The sequence below is a fragment of the Streptomyces sp. NPDC104309 genome, from assembly GCF_055584025.1.
Genome location: NZ_JBVJMV010000010.1, coordinates 142,645 through 168,907 on the forward strand (window position 1 = coordinate 142,645; position 26,263 = coordinate 168,907).

Annotated in this window: 17 protein-coding genes and 1 pseudogene; 5 read left to right on the plus strand and 13 right to left on the minus strand. The window is 71.1% G+C overall.

Going from position 1 to position 26,263, the window contains the following annotated elements; genetic code table 11:
* Both ACZ68L_RS17140 and ACZ68L_RS17145 read right to left on the minus strand, forming a co-directional pair.
* Window positions 1-1,491, minus strand: coding sequence for a carboxylesterase/lipase family protein (locus ACZ68L_RS17140; RefSeq protein ID WP_469577625.1), 1,491 nt, complete (start codon window positions 1,489-1,491; stop codon window positions 1-3).
* 21 nt (window positions 1,492-1,512) lie between these two features.
* Window positions 1,513-2,427 carry an MBL fold metallo-hydrolase gene (locus ACZ68L_RS17145; RefSeq protein WP_469577626.1) on the minus strand — a complete coding sequence of 305 codons (915 nt, stop codon included), beginning with the start codon at window positions 2,425-2,427 and terminating at the stop codon, window positions 1,513-1,515.
* A gap of 182 nt (window positions 2,428-2,609) precedes the next feature.
* Here ACZ68L_RS17145 and ACZ68L_RS17150 point away from each other — a divergent pair, with 182 nt between their 5' ends.
* Entirely contained in the window at window positions 2,610-5,411 is a 2,802-nt protein-coding gene (locus tag ACZ68L_RS17150; protein ID WP_469577627.1) for a helix-turn-helix transcriptional regulator, read from the plus strand.
* Between the two features lie 188 nt (window positions 5,412-5,599).
* On the opposite strand, the pseudogene ACZ68L_RS17155 reads toward ACZ68L_RS17150, so the two are convergent.
* The 10 genes and pseudogenes from ACZ68L_RS17155 to ACZ68L_RS17200 form a co-directional block, all read right to left on the minus strand.
* Window positions 5,600-5,842: pseudogene (locus ACZ68L_RS17155) on the minus strand (ISAzo13-like element transposase-related protein); the annotation flags it as partial.
* Window positions 5,843-5,892: 50 nt separating this feature from the next.
* Window positions 5,893-6,042, minus strand: coding sequence for a hypothetical protein (locus ACZ68L_RS17160; protein ID WP_469577729.1), 150 nt, complete (start codon window positions 6,040-6,042; stop codon window positions 5,893-5,895).
* Window positions 6,043-6,225: 183 nt separating this feature from the next.
* Window positions 6,226-6,885: an HAD family hydrolase gene (locus ACZ68L_RS17165; RefSeq protein ID WP_469577628.1), complete on the minus strand. Its 660-nt coding sequence runs from the start codon at window positions 6,883-6,885 to the stop codon at window positions 6,226-6,228.
* A gap of 33 nt (window positions 6,886-6,918) precedes the next feature.
* A complete protein-coding gene (locus ACZ68L_RS17170; protein ID WP_469577629.1) occupies window positions 6,919-9,972 on the minus strand; it encodes an alpha-mannosidase in 3,054 nt (1,017 codons plus the stop codon).
* A 25-nt stretch (window positions 9,973-9,997) separates the two neighbouring features.
* Window positions 9,998-11,752, minus strand: coding sequence for a glycoside hydrolase family 35 protein (locus ACZ68L_RS17175; RefSeq protein WP_469577630.1), 1,755 nt, complete (start codon window positions 11,750-11,752; stop codon window positions 9,998-10,000).
* Between the two features lie 37 nt (window positions 11,753-11,789).
* A complete protein-coding gene (locus ACZ68L_RS17180) occupies window positions 11,790-13,730 on the minus strand; it encodes a glycoside hydrolase family 5 protein (RefSeq protein WP_469577631.1) in 1,941 nt (646 codons plus the stop codon).
* Between the two features lie 71 nt (window positions 13,731-13,801).
* Window positions 13,802-14,647: a carbohydrate ABC transporter permease gene (locus ACZ68L_RS17185; RefSeq protein ID WP_469577632.1), complete on the minus strand. Its 846-nt coding sequence runs from the start codon at window positions 14,645-14,647 to the stop codon at window positions 13,802-13,804.
* A gap of 7 nt (window positions 14,648-14,654) precedes the next feature.
* Window positions 14,655-15,683, minus strand: a complete 1,029-nt coding sequence (locus ACZ68L_RS17190; protein WP_469577724.1) for a carbohydrate ABC transporter permease — start codon at window positions 15,681-15,683, stop codon at window positions 14,655-14,657.
* A 5-nt stretch (window positions 15,684-15,688) separates the two neighbouring features.
* Window positions 15,689-16,972 (minus strand): ABC transporter substrate-binding protein, encoded by a 1,284-nt coding sequence (locus ACZ68L_RS17195; protein WP_469577633.1) that lies wholly within the window; start codon window positions 16,970-16,972, stop codon window positions 15,689-15,691.
* A gap of 140 nt (window positions 16,973-17,112) precedes the next feature.
* Window positions 17,113-18,279 carry an ROK family protein gene (locus tag ACZ68L_RS17200; protein WP_469577634.1) on the minus strand — a complete coding sequence of 389 codons (1,167 nt, stop codon included), beginning with the start codon at window positions 18,277-18,279 and terminating at the stop codon, window positions 17,113-17,115.
* Window positions 18,280-18,492: 213 nt separating this feature from the next.
* On the opposite strand from ACZ68L_RS17200, the gene ACZ68L_RS17205 reads away from it, so the two are divergent.
* Genes ACZ68L_RS17205 through ACZ68L_RS17215 form a run of 3 tightly spaced genes read left to right on the plus strand, consistent with a single transcriptional unit; the run spans window position 18,493 to window position 23,384 of the window.
* Complete coding sequence (locus ACZ68L_RS17205) at window positions 18,493-20,619, plus strand: alpha-galactosidase (protein ID WP_469577635.1); 2,127 nt, start codon at window positions 18,493-18,495, stop codon at window positions 20,617-20,619.
* A gap of 59 nt (window positions 20,620-20,678) precedes the next feature.
* Window positions 20,679-21,533 (plus strand): alkaline phosphatase family protein, encoded by an 855-nt coding sequence (locus tag ACZ68L_RS17210; protein WP_469577636.1) that lies wholly within the window; start codon window positions 20,679-20,681, stop codon window positions 21,531-21,533.
* A gap of 18 nt (window positions 21,534-21,551) precedes the next feature.
* Entirely contained in the window at window positions 21,552-23,384 is a 1,833-nt protein-coding gene (locus tag ACZ68L_RS17215; RefSeq protein ID WP_469577637.1) for a glycoside hydrolase family 36 protein, read from the plus strand.
* Window positions 23,385-23,599: 215 nt separating this feature from the next.
* On the opposite strand, the gene ACZ68L_RS17220 is transcribed toward ACZ68L_RS17215, so the two are convergent.
* On the minus strand, window positions 23,600-24,811 hold the full coding sequence (locus ACZ68L_RS17220) for a Dyp-type peroxidase (RefSeq protein WP_469577638.1): 1,212 nt from the start codon (window positions 24,809-24,811) through the stop codon (window positions 23,600-23,602).
* 30 nt (window positions 24,812-24,841) lie between these two features.
* Here ACZ68L_RS17220 and ACZ68L_RS17225 point away from each other — a divergent pair, with 30 nt between their 5' ends.
* Complete coding sequence (locus tag ACZ68L_RS17225; protein ID WP_469577639.1) at window positions 24,842-26,209, plus strand: right-handed parallel beta-helix repeat-containing protein; 1,368 nt, start codon at window positions 24,842-24,844, stop codon at window positions 26,207-26,209.
* Window positions 26,210-26,263 lie beyond the last annotated feature (54 nt).

Genomic DNA, 26,263 nt, shown 5'->3' on the forward strand with positions numbered 1-26,263 from the left:
TCAGCTCCAGGCATGTCGTTCCTGGTTGCGCGGGTCGTTGACCTGGATCCACTCGGCACCGATGCGCATGGTGGTCCTGTGCTCGTCGTCGTACGGGTCCCAGCAGGTGTTGCCGGTCCTGGCGAACCGGACCCAGGTCTCGTGCATGCGGGCGGCGAGCTCCACGGGGGGCTTGTCGGGGCCGAGCAGGGCGGCGGGGCCGTACAGCTGAGGCAGGTGCGCGAGATCGAAGGCGAAGGGCAGCTCAACCGCGTGGGTGGCGCCGAGCTCTCCGCCCAGGGCGTGGGAGCGCCAGGCGAACTCGTAGGCGTAGGTGGCGGACTGGGGATGGGCGGCATGTGCGCCGGCCAGGGCCCAGCTGCCCGCGCCGAACAGCGCGTCGCCCATGATGCCGGAGCGCAGCGCGCCGAAGGACGCCTCGGGGCGTGTCTTCCGGTACGTCTCGACGAGTTGCGTCGGATTCGGGTGCGAGCGCGCCGCCACGTCGTCGACGTCCCAGGCGGTCGAGGTGGCGTACTTGTCCACGGGGACCAGGTAGAGGTTGCCCTCCTCCGCGTTGGTCCCGATGAGCAGGTCGACGTCGGCGCTGAGGCCGGCGGCGACGGATTCGGCGGGCTGCGTGTCGAGGACGAGGCTGAACGGGCTGAGTCCGATCAGCGGGTCGTGGTGTGTCCCGGTCTGCAGGTCGATGCCCGTGAGCCGGGAGGCGGCCTCGACCAGGCGGTCGTCGGAGATCTCCGTGAAGGCCTCGACGTGGGGCTCGATGCCCAGGGCATGGGCCGCCGCCCGGGTGACGCGGGCAGCCTGCTCGGTGGTGAACGCCCCCAGGCCGCTGCCGCTCTGGACGATCGCCCGGCGGAACAGGCCCGTGGCTTGTGGGGTGGCGAGGACGCCACCGACGATGGTCGCCCCGGCCGACTGACCGAAGAGGGTGACGTTGTGCGGGTCACCGCCGAAGGCGGCGATGTTCTCCCGGACCCAGCGCAGCGCGGCGACGACGTCGAGCAGGCCGCGGTTGACCGGCGCGCCGGGGATGTCGAGGAAACCGGCGATACCGAGCCGGTAGTTGAGGGTGACGAGGACGATGCCGTCGCGGGCGAAGGCGGAGCCGTCGTACAGCGCGGGCCTCGTCGATCCGGCGACGAATCCGCCGCCGTGGACGAACACCATGACGGGCAGGTCGGCGTTCGCGGCTGCGGGCGTCCGGACGTTGACGGTGAGGTAGTCCTTCCCGCGGCTCCAACCGGCGCCGAAGTAGGGGGACATGTCCACGCTGCCGAGCTTGCGTGCGGACTGCGGCGCGTTGGGACCCGGCACAGTGGCGTCCCGTACGCCGTCCCACGGTTCGTGCGGCTGAGGCGATGCGAACCGCCCGGCGCCGAGGGGAGGGGCGGCGTAGGGGATGTTCAGGAAGGCGACGGTGCCGTCATGGCGCAGTCCGCGGACCGCTCCCTGCGCCATGGTCACGATGGGTTCGGTGTGGTGGTTCACAGTGGTGCCTTTCCGCGGGCCTCAGCCCTGCTCGGTGTACGGGGCGAAGGGGGCCCAGCCCTTGATGACGAACTTGTCTCCCTCGCGTGCCACTTCTGCGGCGCCGTGGCCGCCCAGGTGCGCGGGGATCACGAGTGCGTTGTGGTCGGCCGCCCAGCCCAGCACCTTGCGGCGGGTGGCGCGGGCGCCCGTGGGATCTTCGCAGAAGCAGCTGTTGGAGCCGGGATCGAGGATCTGTACCGGGCTGTGCAGCATGTCGCCGACGAACACCGCGCGGTCCGTCCCGGAGGTGAGGGTCAGCACGGAGGAGCCGGGGGTGTGTCCGGGAGCCGCGTCCAGGCGGAGGTCGGCGTCGATCTGGCGGGTGTTCTCCCACAGCAGCGTCTGGCCGGCCTGGTGTACCGGGGCCACACTGTCCTCGAAGACGTTCTGGTTGCCGCGGCCGAGCAGCGGCTTGTGGCCGTTCTCCGGATTCCAGAAGTCGAAGTCGTCCTTCGGCATCAGATAGGTGGCGTTGGGGAAGGTGGGTACCCAGCGCCGACCGTCCAGGAACGTGTTCCAGCCGACGTGATCGATGTGGAGATGTGTGTTGATCACGATGTCCACGTCCTCCGGCCCGACGCCGGCGCGCGCGAGATTGGCCAGGAAGTCCGTTTCCAGGTGGCTCCAGACCGGTGCGTACGGGCGCTCCTTGTGATTGCCCACGCCGGTGTCGACGAGGATGGTCTTGCCCTCGCTGCGCAGCAGCCATGTCTGGATCGCGGAATTCACGGTATGGGTATCGGGATCCAGGAAATGGGGGGTCAGCCAGGAGGCGCCGTCGTCCCAGATTTCCTTCGGGCTTTCCGGGAAGAAGGTGTCGGGCGTCATGTCGACGGAGCCGAAGTATTCCCATACCCGGGTGATGGTGACGTTGCCGAGCGTGATGTGTTCCATGGGGATGTCCTTGGGGGTTCGAGGGACTCCCTGGAACCGTACGAGCGGCCGCGGCGCGCGCGGTATCCGTCACGTGACGGCACCCGCGCGCACGGTTCGGGCGCTGGACCCTGCGGCTTGTAGCCTGGGTGAGGCAAGGGCAAGGCGGCTCCGACCGAAGAGCCATGTTTCCTGGAGACTCCGTGGACGAGCACACAGGCAGCCTCGGTGCGGTGATGGGGCCGCAGCCGCGTCCCAGGGAGCTGATCGTCGGCCGGGACGCGGAGTTGGCACGCCTCTTCCGTGCGGTGGACTCGGCGTCGGCCGACCCGGTTCTGCTGCTGGTCGGTGACATGGGCACGGGGAAGAGCGCGCTGCTGGACCGTGCGGTGCGTCGGGCTGAAGCGGGCGGTGCTCGCGTACTGCGTGCCGAGGGGAGCGAGTCGGAGTCGAGTCTGGCGTTCTCCGCCCTGCACCAGTTGCTACGGCCGGTGCCGGCCGAGATGGACGGACTGCCGGACAGGCAGCGCGCTGCGATACAGGACGCCTTCGGCGCGGGGCCGGCCACGCCCCGGGATTCGAACGCACCCGATCTCATGCTGATCGGGGTCGCCGTCCTGAGCCTGCTGTCAGCCCTCGGCGACCAGCGTCCCGTGCTCGTGGTCCTGGACGATGCGCAGTGGTGCGATCGTGCTTCCGTGGACGCGCTGTCCTTCGCTGCCAGACGGTTGGAAGGTGAGCCGGTCACGATGCTGATCGGAGCCCGTGGCGGCGATCACCTCCCGGGATTCGACCGGCGCGTGCCGACGCTCGCGCTGGGACCGCTCAGCAACACCGCGGCCAATCAGCTGCTGGATGTGCAGCCGAAGAGCCCCACCGGCTCTACCAGGACACGGATCCTCGACCAGGCGGGCGGCAACCCTCTGGCACTGGTGGAACTGGCCAGGGCAGCCACCGCCCACGACGCGGCCGCCCAACTGCCGTCCGCAGGTCCGCTCCCGCTCACCGATCACCTGGAGCGGATCCTCGCCGCTCGCCTCGACGGGCTCTCCGCCGCCACGGCACAGGCCCTGCTGCTCCTGGCCGCCATGGACAGTGGCGACTCCGCGATCGCCGTCGCGGCCGGGCTGCCGCGTGCCGGGGACGATGCCTGGCTGCCCGCCGAGCAGGCCGCACTGGTCCGACGGACCGTCCGGGACGTCCGCTTCCGACACCCCCTGGTCCGGTCCGCCGTGTATCACGCCGCGTCCTTGGGCGCCCGGCGCGAAGCTCACCTCGCGCTCGCCGAGCTGCTGCGGGACGAACCGGATCGGCGTGCCTGGCATCTGGCCGCCGCCTGCCCGGGTCCGGACGCGGCCGTGTCGGCGGAGCTGGAGCGGACCGCCGCCCGAGCCCGCCGACGCGGCGGCCATGCGGCGGCGGCCAAGGCCCTGCAGCGCGCCGCGGAACTGGCGCCACAGCGCGGGGACGGTGCCCGGCTGCTGGTCGAAGCCGCTTCAGCGGCCGTGTTCACCGGAGACCTCGCCTGGGTCGAGGAACTGACCGCCGCGGTACGCGCACGCACGGACGACGCGTCGCTGCTGGCCGCAGCCGCCGTGCAGGCGGGACGGCTGGCGGTGCTGACCGGACGCCACACCACGGCTTTCTCCCGACTGACCGACGCCGCCGAGGAGTTGGCGGACTCCCAGCCCGCCGCCGCGCTGGACCTGCTGACCGGAGCCTCCGTGGTCCGCTTCTACTCCGGGGAGGTCACCCAGCACGACCGCATCCAGGACATCCTGGGGCGTCTTGCTGAGGACGCCTCACTCGCGGGCTTGCGCACCTGGGTGCGGGCCGTGTCGGACCCCTTCGGCGATCGGGCCGAACTCGTCTCGTTGCTCGCGCAGTCGGCCGCCGAGGCGGCATCCCGGCCGGAGCGGCTCACCACCGTCGGGATCATGGCGTGGCTCCTGGACGAGACCCCGCAGGCCGTCCGCTCCTTCGACGAGGCCTTCGACCGGTGGGAGTCGCAGGGAACGCTGCCGGAGGGTCTGGGCGGCGCGGTCGCCTGGGCCTATGTGGAACGAGGAAGGTGGGAACAGGCCAGGGACGCCTGCGCCCGCACCACCGCGGCAGGCCGGGCGGCCGGCCTCGACCACGCTGTGGCCTGTGCGGCCACCGTGGATGCCACCGTGCTGGCCTTCCAGGGGCACGCGACGGCGGCCCGCGCCCGGATCGACGACGCTCTCGCCCTGATCGATCCACTGGAAAGCCGCTCGGTCTCCGTCTATGCCCGTCGTTCGCTCGGCGCCGCGGCAGTCGCGGAAGGCGCGTACGAGGCCGCATACGACCAACTCCGCATGACCTTCACGGCAGACGGCGCGCCCGTGCACTACCACGCCTCCTACCCGGCCCTCGCGGACCTGGCCGCCACCGCCGCGCGCAGCGGCCGCCGTGCGGAAGCCGCCACGATCGTCGAGCGCTCCGCGGGCACGCTCGCGGACAACGCCTCACCCCGCCTGCGTGCCCTGATCAGCCGAGCCCGTGGCCTGCTGGCGGACCCCGAGGACGCCGAGCGGCATTTCCGGGCGGCCCTGGCGGACCCGGTACTGGTGCACTGGCCCTTCGAACGCGCGCAGACCCTGCTCGACCTCGCCGAGTGGCTGCGGCGCCGTCGGCGCATCACAGAGGCACGGGCGCCGCTCACCGAGGCCCTGGGGACCTTTCGCCGCCTGGGCGCGCACCCGTGGATCGAGCGCGCCCGGGCCGAATCACGCGCCGCCGGCCTCGACGTCACGGACACGGTCCCCGACGCGCTTGCCGAACTCTCCCCGCAACAGCAGCAGATCATCAGGCTCGCCGCCCGCGGGCTGACCAACCGCGAGATCGGCGAGAAGCTCTTCCTCTCCCCGCGCACGGTCGGCTCGCACCTCTACCGCAGCTTCCCCAAGCTGGGCATCACCGCCCGGTCCCAACTGCACGGCCTCATCGCGGGCACCCTCGCGACGGCCGGCCACGATGGATGAGGGCACGGCCGTCGAATCGGCCGAGGACGTGCACGATATCGCCGAAGTCGAGCAGGCCGGTGATCACCTGGGTCATGTTGTTGAGTCGCCTCGATGCTCGCCTCTCCGTCGCGGCCCAAGGAACGGGCGGGTGGTACCGGCGGGACGCTCCAGCCCCGCACGCTGCGAGCCTTCCGCAACCGCTGCCGCTCGGAGTCGCGGCCGAGGAGGCGGGCGCTTTCGGTGGTCCTGGAGTGCCCTGCAAGAATAATCTCTCGGCCTTCAGCAGGGCGGCGACGGTGTCATGGCCGACCCGGTGCCCCTGACGGGTCAGCTCGGCCACCAGATTCCGGGTGACCTTGACCATCCAACGCAGCGGGGCCCCGAATCGCCCGCTGATCGGGTTCGATGAGTGACGGCAAGGCCGAAACCAGCCCCTCAGAAGGCATCCGCTTTCCGAACGTGATCCTTTGGTTCGGCTCAGGTGAGTATGAACTCGGTTCTACGGTCGCAGAGATGGGGCGACTGTCGGGCGGCCGCTCATCGGCATGGTCATGGACCACAGCACCATGGCCTCGTGCATGGCGGGCAGCGTCTCGACATCGCGCACCGGACGGTGCGAGCGCAGCAGCCTGCTCAGCGTTCTCTCCACCAGCCACCAGCCACCGGCCACCTGGGCGGGAGGACCACGAAGCCCGTGGCGGTGTCGAAGCGTTTGGCGATCGCGAGGGTGAGCCGGAGGTTCTCGGCCGACCGGCCGACGAGCCGGCCTGCATCAGCCGCCGTCCGCCCGGACATGACGGCCGGAGTTGGCGTAGGCCCTCACATCGCCCGCTCACGGCTCGGCGGCGAGTCGTCGGAGCAGGCCGAGGTCCACGTCCAGCAGGCTGGGTACCACTGTCCGGCGCGGTGCCGGGGGAACGGGCGTGAGCGAGGGTACGGCGAGCACCGCGCAGTCGGCCGTCTCAGCGGACTCGATGCCGGTCGGGCTGTCCTCGACGGCGACGCAGGCGGTCGGGTCGGCGCCGAGGGCGGCCAGTGCCGCCCGGTATGGGTCTGGAAAGGGCTTGGTGCGCGGGGTCTCGCCGGCAGCGACGGAGGTGGTGAACCGATGTCGCCCGAGGACGTCGAGGACGGTGTCCACGACGGGCCGGGGCGAGGCCGAGACCAGCGCCGTGGCCACGCCTGCGGCCCGGAGCGCCGCGAGGAGTTCGACGGCCCCGGGCAGGGGGACGACCTGCCCGCGTACAAGTTCCGTGAAGCGCCGTTCAAGGGCCGCGCCGAGCCTGGCCGTCTCGGCGCGGCCGTCCGCGCGGTGGGCGAGATGCGCGGCACTGTCCTCGATCGAGCGACCGAGGACGAACGGGAGGTCAGCGTCCGTGAGGTCGAGGCCGAGGCCGATGGCCTCGTCCTCGACCGTCCGCAGCCAGAGCCGCTCGGTGTCGACGAGTGTGCCGTCCATGTCGAAGAGGACTGCCTGGAGTTCGGTGGTCACGGAGTCTCCCTGGTGGTGTCGGTCGTGCGTCCGTCAGGTACGGGCCCGGAGCCCGATCCGGAGGGTGCGGATCTCGAACGGGCGCAGCGTGAGGTGGAGCGACGTGCTCTCCGGTGTGCCGGGCCGGGTGGGTTCCGCTCCGTCCAGGGGGCGTTCGAGGAGGTCCGTCTCGGTCACGGTGTCCCACGGGGCGGCGACGGTCAGTGCGGCCCGGGCACGTCCGCCGTGCGATTCGTAGAGCCGGACGACGAGGTCGCCGGAGCGGTCGTCGGCGAGCTTGACGGCCTCGATGACAACGGCCTCGTCGTCCGTGCCGACAAGGGGGGTCACCTTCGTCGCCCCGGGGACGGCGCGCTCCGGAAGGTTGAAGGCGTACCCCTCGCGTACCGCGTCGGCGATGGCGGTGCCGAGGACGAAGCCGTAGCGCAGCCGGTGGTGACCCTGGTCGGAGTCCGGGTCGGGGAAGCGGGGGGCACGCAGCAGCGAGAGCCGTACGGTCGTGGTCGTGCCGCCGTCCTGACGGACGTCCCGGGTGATGTCGTGCCCATAGGTGGAGTCGTTGACCACCGCCGCGCCCCAGCCTCGCTCGCCGACGTGGAGGAATCGGTGGGCGCAGATCTCGAACTTCGCGGCGTCCCAGCTGGTGTTGGTGTGAGTGGGGCGCCGGACGTGGCCGAAGGGGATCTCGGCTGTCGAGTGGTCGGCCCGGATGTCCAGGGGGAAGGCCGCCTTGAGGAGTCTCTCCCGCTCGTGCCAGTCGATGTCGGTGTCGATATCGAGACGCCGCGAGCCCTCCCGCAGGGAGAGCAGTTGCCGTATGTGCGAGCCGCCGAAGGTGCGCCGGACCTGGACGCCTCCCCCGACGGCGGTCACGGAGTCGGCGTCGTCGAGGTCGCGGACGGTGTTGCGGTAGAACGCGTCGATGTCCCAGGCGTCGTACTCGTTGGGGAAGTCCTGGTGGAGTTGGAGCAGATTGGCCGCGGCGCCGGGAGGCAGGGCTTCGCGGCCGACGACGAGGTCGAGGGCCGAGACGACGAGACCGCGGTCGTCGATCACGAAACGCACCAGTCCGTTGTCCAGCACGTGGCCGCCCTCGTACGGCACCGGCGTGACCGCGGGTGCGGGGTCCTCCGTGCGCAGTGCGGCGCCGAGGGCGTCGATGCCGCCCCGGGCGAACGGCGTGCCGTTGAACACGACCGTGCCCGGTCCCGGGCCGGCCAGCGCCCGCTGCGCAGCGTCGACGAGGCCGTCCAGTTCCCTGCGGACCGCCGCGTAGGTCTCCTCCGCCTGCCGGTGCACCCAGGAGATGGAGGATCCGGGCAGGATGTCGTGGAACTGGTGCAGCAGGACCGACTTCCAGAGCCGGTCGAGGGCTTCGTACGGGTAGCGGAAGCCGGTGCGCACGGCTGCCGTCGCCGACCACAGCTCGGCCTCGCGCAGCAGGTGCTCGCTGCGCCGGTTGCCCTGCTTGGTCCGTAGCTGGCTGGTCAGCGTGCCCCGATGGAACTCCAGGTAGAGCTCGCCCAGCCACACCGGGGCGTCGGGGTACTCCGCGTGGGCGCGGGCGAAGAAGTCGGCGGGCCGCTCAATGACGACCCGGGCGGAGCCCTCGAGATCGGCCAGTCGCTCGGCGCGGGCGAGCATCTCACGGGTGGGCCCGCCGCCGCCGTCGCCGTAGCCGAAGGGCAGCAGGGAGTGGCCGGCCGCACCCTTGTCCTGGAAGTTCCTTACCCCGTGTGCGAGTTCGGCTCCGGACAGCTCGCTGTTGTACGTGTCCGCCGGCGGAAAGTGCGTGAAGATCCGAGTGCCGTCGATGCCCTCCCACCAGAACGTGTGGTGGGGGAACTTGTTGGTGGTGTTCCAGGAGATCTTCTGAGTGAGGAACCAGCGCACGCCCGCCAGCTTCATCAGCTGGGGCATCGCCGCGTTGTAGCCGAAGGTGTCGGGCAGCCACATCTCCTCGGTCTCGACACCGAACTCCTCGGCGTAGAAGCGCTTGCCGTGGATCAGCTGGCGGGCGAGGGATTCCCCGCCGGTGATGTTGGTGTCGGGCTCGACCCACAGGCTGCCCACGGGCAGGAACTGGCCCGTCCGCACCTTCCGGCGCACGCGCGCGTAGACGTCCGGACGCTGCTCCTTCAGCCAGGCCAGTTGCTGGGCCTGGGACATGGCGAAGCGGAATTCCGGGTGGTCTTCCATCAAATGAGTGACGTTCGAGACGGTCCTGGCGACCTTGCGCACGGCTTCGCGCAGCGGCCACAGCCAGGCGGTGTCGATGTGCGCGTGGCCGATGGCGGAGACGCGGTGGGCGCTGCCCGCGGCGGGCGCCGCAAGGGCGGGGCGGAGTGCCTCGCGGGCGGCGGACGCCGTTGCGCCGACATCCTGCACGTCCACGGCGTCGAGGGCTCGTTCGACCGCGTGGAGGATCTGCCATCGGCGCTCGGACCCTTCGGGCAGCTCGTGCATGAGCTGCCCCAGGACATCCAGGTCCTGGGTGAGTTCCCACACCTCCCGGTCGAAGAGGGCCAGGTCGGCGCGGCGGAGTCGGTAGAGCGGCTCGCCGGTGGCCTCTCCTTCCGTCAGCCAGGGGGGCCGGTCCCCCGCCCGCGTCGGTGCGTGGTGCGGTTCGCCGGGGAAGGGGACGGTCGGGTTGGCGGCGGCCTCGACGTAGTACGTGAACTCCTCGCCTCCGGTCGCCGGGTCGCCGACGGGGATCCACGCGTTGCGCGGGTTGAGCGCCTTCACCACGCTGCCGTCCGTGCGGTGGACGAGGCCCTCGGTCGAGAAGCCGGGACCGGTGACATCGAATCCGAGGTCGAACACGGCCTCGACCCGCTGCCCCGCCCACTCCGGCGGAACCTGTCCGCTGATCTTGAACCAGCTGGTGGACCAGGCCGGGCCCCACCGGTGTCCGATCGTGACGGGCCGGTAGGGAGCGGCGAGACCCTCCGGCACCGGTACGGGCTCGCCCGGGGCGTTCCAGATCTCCACCTGGATCGGTGTGGCGCGGGCGTGGACGGCCGGGCGGATGCGCTGGTTCAGCACGCGGTCGAGCCGCTGCTCGGTCAGGCGTCGGTTGCTGTGCATGGCGTGCTCCGGAAGAGGGGAAAGGTCACTCCTCGGTGGGCCCGAGGTCGGATGTGTCGCGCAGGTGGACGTGGCGGGTGGTGGCGGCGTGGAGTTCGAGGACGGTGACCTCGTTGGCGCCGGGCCTGAGGACGGGGGCCGGAACGTACAGGCTGTTCTGGGGCCCTCGGGACCAGTACCGCCCCAGCGCGAAGCCGTTGATCCAGACCAGGCCCTTGGTCCAGCCGTCGAGGTGGAGGAAGGTGTCGGCGCACCCGTCCACGGTGAAGGTGCCCCGGTGGAACGCCGGCCCCACCGGTGACCCGACGGGATCCACGGACCGTTGGGGGAAGGTGTCCGGGCGGTCGAGGGGCAGGGCGCGGCATTGCCAGGCGGCGGGCGGGTGCCCGTTGACCGTGGTGCGGCCGATCAGGCCCTTTCGGTCGTGGAGCCCCGCTCCGTAGTTGACACGCCCCTGGTTCTCCACCAGTACGGCGAGCCGGGCTCCCTGGCGCGGCACGGTGAAGGCGAGAGCGTGTTCGTGGCTCTCGCGTTCCAGGACGCCGACCGGCTGGCCGTCGACGAAGACCTGGGCACGGTCGTGGATCTGCTCGACGTGCAGGACGACGGGTCCCGGCGTGGGCAGGTCGGTCTCGTAGAGGACGAATCCGAAGGGGTGGCCGAGTTCCTCCATGGTCAGCGGCCGGTCGGCGGTCACCGGGATGCCGAGGGCGTCCGCCTGTTCCAGCAGGCCGGCCGCGGGGGTGAGTTCCACCGGCCCGTAGGCCGCCTTGGGGGCGGCCGGAGGCAGGGGCTCCTCGGGAACGGGGGCGTGGCGGGCGATGACCTGCCGGAAGGCTTCGTACTTGGGCGTGGGATCGCCGGCTTCGTCGAGGAGGGCGTCGTAGTCGTAGGAGGTGACGGTTGGCCGGTAGGTGCCCTTGTCGTTGGCTCCGTTGGTGAAGCCGAAGTTGGTGCCGCCGTGGAACATGTAGATGTTGACGGAGGCGCCCGCGGCGAGCAGGCGGTCCAGATCGGCCGCGGCTTCGGCCGCGTCGCGGCGGGTGTGGATGCCGCCCCAGCGGTCGAACCAGCCGATCCAGAACTCCGCGCACATCAGCGGGCCCCGGGGCCGGTGCTCGCGCAGGGCGGTGAGCCCGGCGGTGACACGGCTGCCGAAGTTGGCGGTGGCCAGGACCCCGTCGAGGCTGCCCCGGGCCAGATCGGAGGGCTGGTCACACGTGAACAGGGGAACATCGACGCCGTGGCGGCGCAGCATGGCGGCGAGTTCGGCCAGGTAGGCGGTGTCGTCGCCGTGGGCGCCGTACTCGTTCTCCACCTGGACGGCGAGGATCGGCCCGCCGTTGCTTCCCAAGTGGGGGCGGAGCGGGGTCAGGAGGGCGCCGAGGTACTCGTCGACGGCGTGCAGATAGCGGGGGTCGCCGCTGCGCAGGGTGATGCCGTCCTCGGCAAGCAGCCAGGAGGGCAGGCCGCCGCCCTCCCATTCGGCGCAGATGTACGGGCCGGGCCTGAGCAGGACGTGCAGTCCTTCCGCTGCGGCGGTGTCGAGGAACCGGGGCAGGTCGAGACCGCCGTCGAGGTGGAACTCCCCGCGGCGCGGGGCGTGCAGGTTCCACGGGACGTAGGTCTCGACCGTGTTCAGTCCCAGCAGCCGTGCCTTGTGGAGTCGGTCGGCCCACTGCTCCGGGTGGACCCGGAAGTAGTGCAGGGCTCCGGAGATGATGCGGAACGGGTGGGCGTCGAGACGGAAACCGTCGTCGGCGATCTCCAGTCGGGGCATGGCGGTATTACTCCTCAGGGGCGCGGGTTCGGTCGGTTCAGCCCAGTGGGCGGCACAGCACGGCGTCGGGGACGCCGCCGTGGTTCCATTTCCAGGTGTAGGCAACGCCGGCGAGGTACTCGTTGTCGGCGCACTGGCCCTTGTAGTAGCCCGGTGCCCAGTCGCTGCCGGTCGAGCCCCCGGTGGCGGGGCGGTTGTCACCGCGGTCGAACCAGACCGCGCGGCCGGTGGTGGGCAGGGAGCCGGCTGCGGGGGCGCACAGGAGGGCCGTCATGGCGTTCTTCTGAACGCTGTAGCCGACCGCGAAGGTGTTGTCGGGGCACTGGAGCTTGTTGTATCCGGACGCCCAGTCGCCCCCGGTGACGTACCGCTCGTCGGTGACGACGGTCCAGGAGCCGCTCGACTTCGCCGGCTGACCGGCGTCGGTGCACAGTCCTCGGCTGTCGCCGCGGCCGAGCCCGACGAGCCGCTGGCTGTCCGGGCAGTTGGCCTTGCGGTTACCCGGGGACCAGTCCGGCTTCGCCAGCATGGTGGCGGAGACGTTGTAGTCGGCGTAGTCCAGGTTGAGCATGTTCCAGCGGGGTGCCGGGGCGATCCGGCCGGTCTTGCCGGCGGCGTTGACGAGCTTGTTCCAGTCGGTGGCGCGCCAGTCGCCGGCGTCCATGACACCGAGCCGTGTGCCGTCCGCGCTGTAGTTGACCATGGCCCAGCTGTCCTGCGGTGTGCCGTTCGTGTCGGTCCAGCCGGCCAGGGGCCAGATGGCGAAGTCGGTGTCGTTCTTCACCAGGATGTCGGTGAAGTTGGCGAACCAGGCACGTTCCTTGGCGTCGATGCCGCCGCGGCCGGCGGCGCCGAACTCGCTGATCCACACGGGTGCGGTGAAGTGCTGGCCGGACCGGGTGACGAACAGGGCCTGGTCGTCGACGACCTGGGCGAGCTGTGCGGGGGTGAATTCCTCGTAGCGCGGGTCGTGCGTCTCGCCCGTTCCGGTGGCACCGGTGTGGTTCGGGCCGGTGTAGCCGTAGAAGTGGGCCGCGTAGACGAGTTTGTCGGAGCGGATCAGGGTGTTGGACAGGGTGGCGACCGGGGTGAGTGTCGGGCGGCTGTGGGGGGTCAGGTCGGTCGGTATGCCCTGCCAGTTGATGCCCTCCATGATGACGAGCATGTCCGGATTGGCCTGCAGGATCTTGTTGCCGGCTTCTTCCAGGGCCTTGTTGAGGTCGTGGTCGTCGCCCCAGCCCCAGTTCGCGTCGTTCCAGGTGTCGCGACGGACCTCGTTGCGCAGATCGGCTCCGACGACCCGCTTGTCGGCCTGGTAGCGCTTCGCCAGGAACACCCAGTCGTCGATCCACTGCTGGGTCGACTGGCCGCTGTTCCAGCGCTCGTTGCCGTCCAGGCCGCAGCAGAAGCGGTAGCTGGTGGTGTGGTTGTTGAGGATGACGGCGAAGCCGTCTGCGGTCAGGGATCCGACGACGGCGTCGAGCACCTGCAACGGGGTCTTGCCCTTGAGCTGCGGGTTGGCGGCGACGGCCGAGTCCGGGACGGCGCTCGTGTCGTGGATGAGTGCGTTGGCGAACGGGAGCCGGATGCTGTTCAGGCCCAGGGCGTGGAAGTCGGCCAGGATCTGGGACATCGGCTTCCGGTCGAGGCCGAGCGGAATGTTGTTCGACATCTGCCTCGCCTGGTGGTTGGCGACGTCGCCGACGTCGCCACTGCCCTGCCAGGTGCCCTGTGCGCCGGCCCAGTTGCCGGACTTGAGCTTGAACCGGTCGCCGTCGGCGTCGACGACGTATCGGTCCCGGGTGGACAGCGGGGCGGTCCATGAGGCGGTGAGCTGTGCGCCGGTGAGGGCCGGGGGCGGCGGTGCCGTCCCCGTGTCCGCCGCGGCGGCGGTGGGGGTGAGGGTGCAGAGGAGGAGCGCGGACGACGTGGCGAGGGCCGCGGTCGCGCGTCGGAGCAGGGTGATGCGAGGTGTCACGGGGAAGCTCCTTGCGGGTGGGGGTCGTGTGCCTGCCTTGTGCGTGGTGCGGAACGGTGTGGTGCGGTGGGTCAGCCCTTGAGACCGCTGGTGGCGATGCCTTCGACGATGTAGCGCTGGGCGACGAGGAACATGACGACCAGGGGCGTGATGGTGACGACGGCGCCGGCGAAGAGGCCGGGCAGGTTGATGGTCTGCGAGGTGAGGAAGGTGGACAGCGCGATCTGCGCGGTCCAGGAGGACGGGTCCTGGCCGATGACCAGCGGCCACAGGAAGGAGTTCCAGCTGTCGATGAAGGACAGCGCCCCGAGCGAGGCCAGCATCGCTCCGGAGCTCGGCAGGGCGATCCGGCGGTACAGGCCGAGCCAGCCGAGGCCGTCGAGTCGTCCGGCGTCTTCGATCTCGCTCGGGAACTGGAGGTAGAAGTTACGGAACAGCAGGACCGCGAACGGGTTGAAGAGGCCGGGCGCGATGATGCCCCACAGCGTGTTGACGCCGCCCATGGCGCCGACGACGACGAACGTCGGTACGAAGGTGACCGAGCCGGGGATCATCAGCGTGGCCACCACCAGGGCGAGCACCACACCGCGTCCGGGTACCGGAATCCGGGCGAGGGCGAAGCCGGCCGCGGAGGCGAGGAGGGTGGAGACCGGCGCGGTGACGGCGGCGATCAGCAGCGAGTTGCCGAGGGCCTTGCCCATGGAGACAGCGGGGTCGTCGAACAGGGCGGTGAAGTTCTCGAAGTGCATCGTCGAGGGCCACCACGTCCACTCCGGCGCCGTGAGGCCCCCGGAGTCCATGAGCGCGTTGCGGAGCATCAGGTAGAAGGGCGCCAGGAAGGCCATGGTGAGCAGGCCGACGAGCAGACCGCGTACGAGGAGGCGCGCGGTTCGGGACAGTCCGGACAGGGTGATCATGCGCTTCTCATTCTCCGCTCCTGCCGAATCCGGTGAACCGTCCCTGGATCAGAGTCACTCCGACGATGAGGGCGGTGAGCACAAAGGCGCCGGCCGAGCCGAGGCCGTAGTTCTGGCTGCCCATGGCGGTGTTGTAGAGCTGGACCAGCGGGGTCTGTACGGGGGCGGTTCCGGTTCCGGAGAGTCCGCTGTTGAACAGGTTGTAGAACTCGTCGAAGGCCTGGAAGGCGGCGATGAACAGCAGCATCAGTACGGCGACGGCGGTGTTGCGCAGCATCGGCAGGGTGATCCAGGTCAGGAGCCGCCGGCCCGTAGCGCCGTCGAGCGAGGCGGCCTCGTAGACCTCCTTGGGGATGGCCTGCAGCCCGGCGAGGAAGAGCACCATGTAGAACCCGACCTGGAGCCACAGACGCAGCGTGACGAGGACGATCCAGTAGAGCGGTGGCGAGGTGGATTGCAGCCAGGGCACCGGTTCCGCTCCGAACCATCCGCCGATCATGTTGGCGATACCTGTCGGCAGACCGTTGAACAGGCACATCTTCCACAGCAGCGACGCGGCGACGTACGAGACGGCCGTGGGGATGAGGAAGGTGGTGCGCAGCAGGGCCCGGCCGCGCCGGATCCGGTGCACCAACAGGGCGAGCCCGAGGGAGGCTGCGAAGGTGACCGGCACGATGAAGGCGGTGTACAGCAGGATCGTGACCAGCGAGTCACGGAACGCCTGGTCGGACAGGAGCGTCTGGTAGTTGTCGAGTCCGACCCAGTGGCCGAGGGCGATGGTGCCGCGCGCGTCGCTGAGGCTGAGCAGGAAACTCCAGCCGATCGCGACGTACTTGAAGATGCCGAGCCCGATCAGTGTCGGCGCGGTCAGAGCGACGAACGCGATCCAGCCGGACCGGCCCACGCGGGGCCGGGCCGCACGGGCCCGGCCGGTGCGAGCGGTGCCGGACCTGCCGGTGCGGGCGGCGCCCCGCGTGGTGATCGCGGGGCGCCCGGCTCGCTCGGGCGCCGGCGTGATGTCGGTCGCCGGGTTCATCGGTTTCATCGGCCGAGCTGCTTGTCGATCTCGCTCTGGGCCTTCTTCGCCGCGGCGGCCAGGAGGGCGGCCGGGTCGCCCTGCCCGCCGGCGATCTTCGCCGCGGCCGCGTTGAACGCGCTGCTCACGGCTGTCTCCCAGGTTCCAGGGTTGTGCTTTCCGTACTTCGCGGCCAGTTCCATGGTCTCCTTGGCGGCACCGCCGGAGAGCTTCTTCGCGGACGCCGCCGCGGAGGTGCGCGGCGGGACGTGGAAGCCGTAGCTCTCGGCGAAGTCCTTCTGGAGGTCGGACTGCTGGATCCACAGCCACTGGACGAACTTCTTGGCTGCGGTCACGTTCTTGCCCTTGGCGTTGACGCAGCTGGTCCAGCCACCGACCCGTACGGCCGGAGTGCCGCCGGCCTTGTACGCGGGCCAGGGCAGCACACCGAAGTCGTCGCCGAGCGCGGACGAGACGGCGGGCATCGCCCACAGGCCGCTCCACTGCATCGGCACGACGCCCTGGGTGAGGGCGGCGGGATCCCACCAGTCGGTGGTGAAGCCGAGCAGCAGCGACTTGTCGTCGTGCAGGCGCTTCAGGCCCTTGAGTGCTTCGAGTGCCTGGTCCGAGCCGAACGCCACCTTGCCGTCCGGGGCCACGAGATCGCCGCCGTTGGACCAGATGGCGAGAATCGCGGAGTCGCCGAGGCCGTCGTTGCCGAGGAACAGGCCCTTGTTCTTCTTGGTGGTCAGGGCCTTCGCCGCGGCGACGAGGCCGTCGAAGGTCGTGGGCGGGGTGATTCCGGCCTTCGACAGGGCGCTCTTGCGGTAGTAGAGCATCATGACGTCGTCGATCTCCTTGACGCCGTAGAGCTTGCCCTCGACGGTGACCGAATCGATGGCGTTGTTGTTGAAGTCGCTCCTGGCGCTGCCGTACACGTCGTCGAGCGCGGCGATCTGGCCGCGGTGGGCGAGGGCCTCGCTGAAGTCGCCGATCTCGAAGACGTCGGGGGCCGCGTCGGTCAGCAGGGTCGCGTTGAGCTTGCTCGTGTAGTCACCGGGGACCCAGGTCACCTTGACGGCTATGTCCGGGTTGGCCTTGGTGAAGGCCTTGGCGTAGCGGAGCACCGCCTGTTGGGTGCCGGCCTCGCCGTAGGCGTGGTACCAGACGTTGAGGGTGGTCTTCGCTCCGGAGGAGGAGCCGCCGGTGGGGTCGGTGCTGCAGGCGGTCGTCAGGACCGTTCCGGCGGCGACGAGCAGCGATCCGGTGAGGAATCCGCGTCGGCTAAGCTCGGCTCTGCGTGCGCTCATGTCGCATTTCCTTCTGTGAGGGTGTGTGCGGGGCGGATGTGTTCCCTGGTCGGCGCCTTCGCCAGTGCTTGCCGGCAGAGGAGGGCGGCGGCCAGGGAGTCGTACGCGACGGCTGTGGGGACGACGACGTGCCACGGAGGTCAGCCGGCGCCGATCGTGGGGGTGGCCGCGGGCTGTGGGAAGAGAGCCTGGATGGCCACGGCGGCGCCACCGCGGGCCCACTCCTCCCAGGGCAGCGGGCGCAGCAACAGCGGGCACCGGGACGCCGCTCCGAAGGCGTGTGCGGCGTAGGCGTCCTGGATGTGACGGCTGAACAGGTCGTAGGCGTCGGCCCCTTCACCGCTGACGACGACACGCTCCGGGCCGACCAGGTTGACCAGTGCGGCGATGCCGACCCCGATGGCCTGTCCGGCCCGGGCGAAGGCCTCGCGGGCCGCCGGACGGCCCTCCCGGGCCATCTCGACGACCTCGTCGAACGTGAGGCGCGGGTTCGCGGCGGCATGGCGGACCGCCGCGAGAATCGCGTCGGTCGACGCGATCGCCTCGACGCAGCCGCGCGCGCCGCAGCGGCAGCGCGGTCCGGTCGGGTCGACGCAGATGTGTCCGACCTCGCCCGACACACCGTAGGCCCCTCTGAGCAGGTGCCCGTTGACGACGAGCGCGGAGCCGATGCCCGCGCCGATGGTGACCAGCGCGAAGTGGCCGGTTCCGATGCCTTCGCCGAACCAGTGCTCGGCGACGGCCAGGGCCCGGACATCGTTCTCGACGGTGACCGCCAAGTTGGTGGAGGCGGTGAGCAGTTCGGCGAGTGGGACGTCGCGCCAGCCGAGGAGGCCGGAGTGGCGGAGCCTGCCGGTGTCGCGGTCCACGTCGCCGTTCACGGCGACGCCGAGGTGGCGCGTACGGTCCCGGAACGCGGGTTCGGCGTCCAGCAGTTCGCCGACCAGCTCGGCGACGCGGGCGGCGACCGTCTCGGGGGTGCACACGTCGAGCGACCGGCCGGCCGTGGCTCGGATGCCGGCCCGCAGATCGCAGACCGCGCCGAAGACCTGGTCGCCGCTGATCTTCAGTCCGACGAAGTACTCCCGGTCGGGAGCGACCGCGAGCGGGTTGACCGGCCGGCCGGCACCGGGTGCGGTGCGCTCCGGCGGGAGTTCGTACAGGTAGCCGTCGTCGATGAGCGGCCTGGCCGCCTTGGTGACGGCCGTCGAGGAGAGCCCCGTCCGCCGGGCCAGTTCCACTCTGCTGAGCGGTCCCTCCGCGAGGAGCAGGGCAAGGACCGCGGTCTCGGCAGGCGCGCTGACCAAAGGCCGGGAAGGCTGGGAGTGATGTCGAAACACGGGAGCAACGTAGAGCAAATAAATAACTTCTTCCAGTATTGATTTAGGAGTTGGTGCCGTCCTACGCTCAGGGCCGCCTCCGTGCCCGTCCCGGGGCACCGGATCGCGGCGTGGGCTGTGCTCCGTCCACGCCGCCCTGGATACGACCCTGTTCCTCTCCGCACGTCTGGGGACCCATCCGTGCTTGCCACGCTCTCGCTCGTCACCTTCGATCCCGACCTCGGCCTCGCGGTCCTGTCCACACCGAACAGCGTGTACGCGTTCCGCGTCGCCCCCGACGGCAGCCCCCGGCACCTGTATTGGGGCGCGCCGCTCGACGCCGACACCCTGGCCTCGCTGCCGGACGCGGTCTCCTCCGCCGCGAGCAGCTTCGAGGCGGACGCCGCCGCCGACGAACTCGCACCGCAGACCGGGGCGCGTTTCGGACCGGCCGGCCTTCAGGTCCGCTTCGCCGACGGCACCCGCGGCGCCCAGTGGCGCTTCGCCGGGCACACCGTCGACGGCGGCGATCTCCGGCTGCGCCTCGACGACCGGCGCCGCCCCCTACGCGCCGAACTGTGCTATAGCGTCCGGCCCGGCACCGACATCGTCGAGCGCTGGACGGAACTGACCCACACCGGAGCCGCCGACGGCCCGCCCGATCCGGTCACCGTCGATCGGCTGGACTCGGCTTCCTGGACCGCTCCGGCACTTTCCGACTACCGGCTCAGCCACCTGGTGGGCGGCTGGAACAGCGAGTTCCAGCTCCAGCACGACCGGCTCCCCGTCGCCGAGACCGTACTGACGAGCCGTCGGGGGCTCACCGGCCACCACGCGAGTCCCTGGCTGGCGCTCGATGACGGCACCGCGAGCGAGGAGCGGGGCGAGGTGTGGAGCACCGCGCTCGCCTGGAGCGGGAGCTGGCGCGTCACGGTGCACCGCGATCCGGTCGGCCGCACCACCTGGACCGGCGGATTCGGTCACGAGGGCCTCAGCTGGACTCTGCGGCCGGGCGAGAGCCTTCGCACACCGGTGTACGCCGGCCTCTACAGCCCGCACGGCTTCGGCGCGGCCAGCCGCGCCTGGCACGACTACGTGCGCGCGCACGTACTGCCGGAGCCCGACCGGGACCGGCCGGTCCTCTACAACTCGTGGGAGGCCACCGGATTCGACGTCAGCGAGGCCGGCCAGATCCGCCTTGCACACCTGGCCGCCCGGCTCGGTGCGGAGCTCTTCGTCCTGGACGACGGCTGGTTCGGCACCCGCCGCGACGACCGGTCCGGGCTCGGCGACTGGACTCCTCGCCCCGAGGCCTTCCCCCGCGGACTGCGTCCGCTCGCCGACGAGGTGCACCGCCTCGGCATGGAGTTCGGGCTGTGGGTGGAACCGGAAATGGTCAACCGGGACAGCGAGTTGTACCGCGCCCATCCGGACTGGGTCGTCCACTCCCCCCGACTCGACGCGACCGAGCTCCGCAACCAACTGGTGCTGAACTTCGCCCGGCCAGAGGTCGAGGCCTGGGCCCAGGAGACCCTCGACCGTCTGGTGCGCGACCATGACGTCGACTGGCTCAAGTGGGACGCCAACCGGGCTTTCACCGAGGCCGGTTGGGACGGCTGCTCCGACCCCGACCGCCTGTGGATCGATCACACCCGGGCCGTCCACCGGATCATGGACCGGCTCCGTGCCGCCCACCCCGGACTGCGCATCGAGGCCTGCGCGGGCGGCGGCGGGCGCGTCGACCTCGGCATGCTGGCCCGCACCGACCAGGCCTGGACCTCGGACAACACCGACCCGGTCGACCGGATCGGCATGCACCACGGCTTCTCTCAGGTCTTCCCCGCCCAGGCCATGGCAGCGTGGGTCACCGACAGCCCCAACCCCGCCACCGGCCGGCGCACCCCCCTGCGTTTCCGCTTCCACGTCGCCATGGCCGGGGCGCTGGGGCTCGGCGGCGACCTGGCGTCCTGGTCCGACGAGGAATTCAAGGAAGCCGCCGAGCTCGTCGCCCAGTACAAGCGGATCCGCCCGCTTGTGCAGCGGGGAACCCAGCACCGCGTCACCCCGCCCGGGCCGTTGACCGCCGTCCACTACGCGGCACCCGACGACAGCGAGCACGTGCTCCTCGTCTGGCGCCCCACCACCCGCTTCGGTCACCGCCCCGCCCCGGTGCGGCTGCCCTCGCTCGACCCCGAGGCACGCTATCTGGATCCGGACCAGGACCGGGTGTACAGCGGTGCCGTCCTGGTCCACCGGGGCATCGACCCGCGACTTCCCGTCGGCGACTACGCCAGCAACCTGATCCGGCTCCGCCGCGTCGGCCCCTGAGCGTCGTGCCTCTCCACTCATGCTTCCCCCGCCCACCCACGACACCTCTGGATCCGCCCATGGACACCGCCCAGGACACCGCCCGCGTACTGGTGGTCGGCATCGACGGCGTACGCCTCGACCTGCTCCCCGAACTCGACACCCCCCACCTCGACGGGATAGTCCGCGCGGGCTTCCTGGCCCCCGTGGAGGTGGACTCCGGGACACCGACGATGTCCGGCCCCTGCTGGACCACCATCGTCACCGGCGTCGGCGTCACCAAGCACGGGGTGTGGGCCAACCGCCTCGACGGCAACCGCCTGGACGTTTTCCCCGACTTCACGACCCGCCTCGCCGCCGACTGCGGACTGCGGACCTTCGCCGTCGGAGGCTGGGCACCGCTCTTCCTCGCGCAGCAGGGCGGCCCGCTCTTCGTCGCCCCCACCCGGCTCGGCTACGTCGCCCCGCGCGCGGACACCCCCGAGGCATGGGAGGAGGTGGACGACAGGGTGACCGCCGAGGCGGAACACCTTCTCGGCCTGGACGAGGAACTCCACGCCGGCTTCGTCTACCTGGGCGCCGTCGACGAGACCGCCCACTTCCTCGGCTGCGGCCAGGAGTACCGCCGTTCGATCGAGGCCGCGGACCGGCGGCTCGGTCGGCTCCTCACCTCCGTACAGCAGCGGCCCGGCAACGCGGCGGAGCAGTGGACGATCATCGTGGTGACGGACCACGGCCATCGCGACGAAGGGGGCCACGGGGGACGCAGCCCGCAGGAGCGAACGGCCTGGGTCGCCGCGTGCGGTCCCGGTCTGCCCGCGGGCAAGGCTCCGTCGGCCCTCCACCACTCCGACGTCGCCGCCCATGTCTACTCCGCCCTCGGCATCACCCCCGACTCCCACTGGACCTTGGACGGCACCCCCTTCGCCCCGTGATCCGACCGGAGGACTTCCGTGGACACCACCCCTTCCCCACCCAGCGCGGCGGAGCACGTCACGACATCGCCCTTCGACGACGACCAGTGGTGGCAGGATCCCTCCGCCCTCCGCGTCGACGGTGCGACGGTCAGCGTCCGTGCCCCCGGCGGCGCTGTCGGCGCGGCCGGGGGGACGCCCCCTGGGCAGCCGTCCCTCGTGCACGTCACGGCGAGCGCGGCGGCCCAGGTCACCGTCCGCCTCGATGTCCCGCTCGGCGACGCCGCAGGTTTCTGGCACCCCGACGCGGGGTGGGAGCGGACGCTGCCCGCCGACTGGTCGGCCTGGCGGCCCCTGTCGCTCATCCGCTCCGCACCGGCCGGATGCCTGTACGACGCGGCGGGGCGGAGCCTGCTCGCGTTCGCCACCGACCGCGTCGTGGGGCAGAGCCTGATCCGCTTCGGGGTGTCCGAGGAGCACCAGCGCTTCGGCGTGTGGCTGCGCTTCCCGCTCGCGCCGGGCGAGAGTTGCCTCGTACGCCTCGCCACCCCTGGCGTCACCGTGGCGGCGGCGCTACGAGAGCTACGGGACTGGCTGACGGAGCTTCCGGCCGTACGCCCGCTGCCGGTGCCGGACTTCGCCCGTACACCGGTGTACTCGACGTGGTACGCCTTCACTCAGGACGTGAACGCGGCCGATGTCGAGGCCGAGGCCGCTCTCGCGGCCGAACTCGGCTTCGGCCAGCTCTTCCTCGACGACGGCTGGCAACTGCACGGCACCGGCCGCGGATACGCGGGCTGCGGCGACTGGCTGCCCGATCCCGCCAAGTTCCCCGACCTGCCCGGCCATGTCAGGAGAATCCACGGCCTGGGGCTGCGCCATGTCGTGTGGATCGCGCCGCTGCTCCTCGGCAACCGCTCGGACGCCCACAGGGCGTGGGCGGGGCGCGCACCTCGGTACGTGCCGCATCTGGACTGTCACGTTCTCGATCCGCGCCACCGCGACGTACGCGACCACGTCGTGACCACCTGTCGCGGACTCGTCGAGGAGAACCATCTCGACGGACTCAAGCTCGACTTCCTGGACGAGGTCATGGCCTACGCGCACACCCCGCCGTCCAGCGCGCGGGCGCCTGGCTACATCGCCGACGTCGGGCATGCCCTGGCCGAGCTTCTGACCCGGCTGCGCGACGGCCTGCGGTCCCTGCGCGGGGACGACGTGGTCCTGGAACTGCGCCAGCCCTACACCGGACCGGCCATGACCACGTTCGGCAACGCCCTGCGCGCGTCGGACTGTCCGGCCGACCCCGTCGCCAACCGCGTGCGGACCCTGGACGTCGCCCTGCTCACCCCGGGCGCGGTCGTGCACTCCGACATGCTGATGTGGGACCCGGACGCGACACCCGAGACCGTCGCCCGGCACGTCCACGGCGCCCTGCACGCGGTGCCCCAGATCTCCACCCGCCTCTCCCGGCTCTCCCCCGGCCACCGGGCCACCCTCGCCTTCTGGCTCGAAAGCTGGCACCGGCTTCGGCCGGCACTCATCGGAGGCACGTACGAGACGGGGCGGCCGGACGAGCTCTATCCTCACGTCACCGCCCACTCCGCGACCGAGACGGTGATCACCGCCTACACCGACACGGTCCTCCGCCTCCCCCAAGGGCCATGGCAAACTCTCACCCTCGTCAACGCGACCCCCATGGCCCGGCTCCTCGTCGAATCCCCCGAGTCGGCCGAGCCCGTCGTCGTCCGCGTCCACTCCTACAGCGCCGACGGACGTCCCCGGCCGGCCGCCACGCGACTGCTCACCGGCGGCATTCACGCGCTCGTCATACCACCGTCCGGTCTGTGCCGCCTCACCGTGGCCCGCTGACCCGCTCCCCCGGGTGAGCGCGCCGACGAACCCACTCCTTTCATAGTGCTGGAGCATGAGCTCTTCGACCTCGCGGAAGCTGAGCAGGCGCCCTTGCCCGGCTCTCCATGACGCAGCGTGTCGAAATCCGGCCCAGCTCCCGATTTCTCCCAGGCGCGGCGCACCCCTGACCGGCCGTTCCGGGGCGCTTGCGGGCGGAAGAAGCGAAGCGAACCTCATGTCCAGAGCTGTTCACCGAGAGTCCCGGCGGGCGCGGCGCCGGGCAGGACGTAGGCCACGGCCGAGGCCCGGTGTTGAAGGAACGAGGTGAGGGCGTCGCGGGCTGTCAGGCGGTTCTGGACGCGGGTGAACTGGGCGGGGTCGCGCATGAAGGCGCAGAAGAGCAGGCCGCGGTCGGTCGGGCCGTCGTCGTAGCTGTAGCTGCGGCGGAGCATACGGGCGCCGCCGTCGAAGCGGGGGCTGGCGAGACGCACGTGGGCTGTGGCGGGGATGACGTAGGAACCGTCGGGGTTCTTGGCGTAGATGTCCGGCTCGTCATGCTCGGCGGTGCCGCTGAGGGCGACGCCGTCGCGGGCGCGGCGGCCGATGACCCGGTCGCGCTGGCGCTCGGGGAGGGCCGCGAAGCCGGTGACGTCCATGTGAATCCTGCGGTAGACCAGAACGGTGCCGTCCCCGTGGGCTCCGGGCGGGCCCCAGACCCACTGCTCGGCCGCCGCGTGATCCGGGTTGGCGGTGCCGTCCTTGGAGCCGAACAAGTTGCGCGGGGTGGTGCCCGGGGTCGTGTGGGGCAGGAAGCCGGACTGGGTCCAGCGCGGCACGGCGCCGGCGGCGTGCGCGGCCCGGTCGGCGAGTTCGGCAACGATGGTGAGCGTCCAGCGGTCGGCTGCGCACAGTTGGACCAGAAGATCGCCGTTGCTGCGGCGCGGGTCGAGGCGGTCACCGGGGAAAGACGGCAACTCCCCCAGTGAGGCGGGGACGTTGAGGTCGAGCCGAGCGGCGAGAGCGGGGCCGATGCCGACCAGGGAGGCAAGCCGGGTCGCGTCACCGCCCTGGAGCCGCGGGTCGGGCGGGGCGTCGGAGGCTGCGGTGGCGAGCGTGCTGGTCAGCGCGCCGAGGACGCTGCGAAGGGTCTTCCGGTCGGTGGCGGCCGAGGTCTGCGGGAGGTCGAAGGAGAGCAGGTGCGTCGCCGGTTGCTGGGGCGCCGTAACACCTGCCTGTCGGGCGCCGTGGAAGGCAATAGCGGCCTCGGTCGGCGGGGATCCGGCGGTGGCACGGCCGACTGTCCGGTCGTCTCTCGCCAGTTCGTCGGCCCCCGCGCCGACCCCGGCGGCGAGCACCGCTCCGGCTGCGAGCAGTGCCCGGCGCCGCCCGAAACCGGCTGCCGCGGGTCGGGATGGATCGGGCGTATTTCCCTGTTCGGTGGGCATAGGCCTATTGGAGACGATAAAACATCTGCCATGCAAACCCTGTCTGCAGAAAGCCTGTTGAACCGCTCGGCAGTCCCGACGTCGGTGTTCCGGGCGGCGCTGCGTCTGTCGGTGCTGGTCGTCTCGGTCGCGTTGGCGGCCACCGGGTGCTCCGGTACGGGGTCGACGTCCGGCGATGCGCGGCATCCGGCGGGGAGCGTGCTGCGCGTTCCGCAGGATTTCCCCTCGGTGCAGCAGGCGGTGGACGTCGCTCGTGAGGGCGAGACGGTACTGATCGGCCCGGGCGTGTACCGGGAGAGCGTGCGCGTCACCAAGCCCCGCTTGGTGCTGCGCGGAACGGACCGCAACAAGGTGGTCTTCGACGGCGGTGTGCGTCTGGCCAACGGCATCACCGTGACCGGCGCCGGCTCGGTGGTCGAGAACCTCACCGTGCACGGCTACCTCGCCAACGGCGTGCTGTTCACCGGCGTCACCGACGAGCGGTTGCAACAGCGCGGCGCCGGCGGCTCCGCCTACGACCCGCTGGACACGACCCGCTTCCCTGCCGTCCGGGGCTTCCGCGCGACCCGGGTCACGGCATACAACAACGGCCTGTACGGCATCTACGCCTTCGACGCGCGCGACGGCGTGATCGAGGACTCCTACGCCTCCGGGCACGCCGACTCCGGCATCTACGTCGGCCAGTGCAAGCCCTGCGGCACTGTCGTCCGCGGCAACACCGTGGAGCGCAACGCGGTCGGCATCGAACTGACCAATGCCTCGGACAGCCTGTCGGTGCTGGGCAATCGCGTCACCCGCAACCGGGTCGGCGTCACAGTCAACTCCAACGACCTGGAGGCCCTCGCCCCGCAGCACGGCGCGGTGATCGCGGGCAACGTGGTCGCCGACAACAACGCCGCCGACACGCCCGAGCAGGCGGACGGGGGCTTCGGCATCGGCATCGGCATCGGCGGCGGCACCGCGAACCGCGTCCAGCGCAACCTGGTCCGGGGCAACCGGGCGGCCGGAGTGGTCGTCACCGACCCGCCGGGGCATCCGGCGAGCGGCAATCGCGTCGAAGGCAATCGCGCCACCGGCAACGGCATCGACCTCGTGCTGGCCTCGGCCGACCCCGGCAACTGTTTCGCGGACAACCGGCCCGACGTCCAGAGCCCGAACGGCCTGGAGGGTCGCGCGGGCTGCGGCACCCGTGGCCGGGGCGCGCTGCCCACCGGCCGGACCGCGCCGGTGCAGGCGCCGCCCGGCGTCCCGTTCAGCCAGGTGCCGGCCCCATCCGCCCAACCGTCCATGCCGGACCCGACGGCCCCGGGCAGCCCGGCGACCGACCTGCCGGGGGCCGTCGACGCGGCCGCGTATCCGCTCCCGAAGGATGTGGACGCCGTACCACACTCGCGCTGAGCACGGCGCTGCGGTGGACTCGGCCCCCGTTCACCCTGCTGCCCCGAAGGGTGG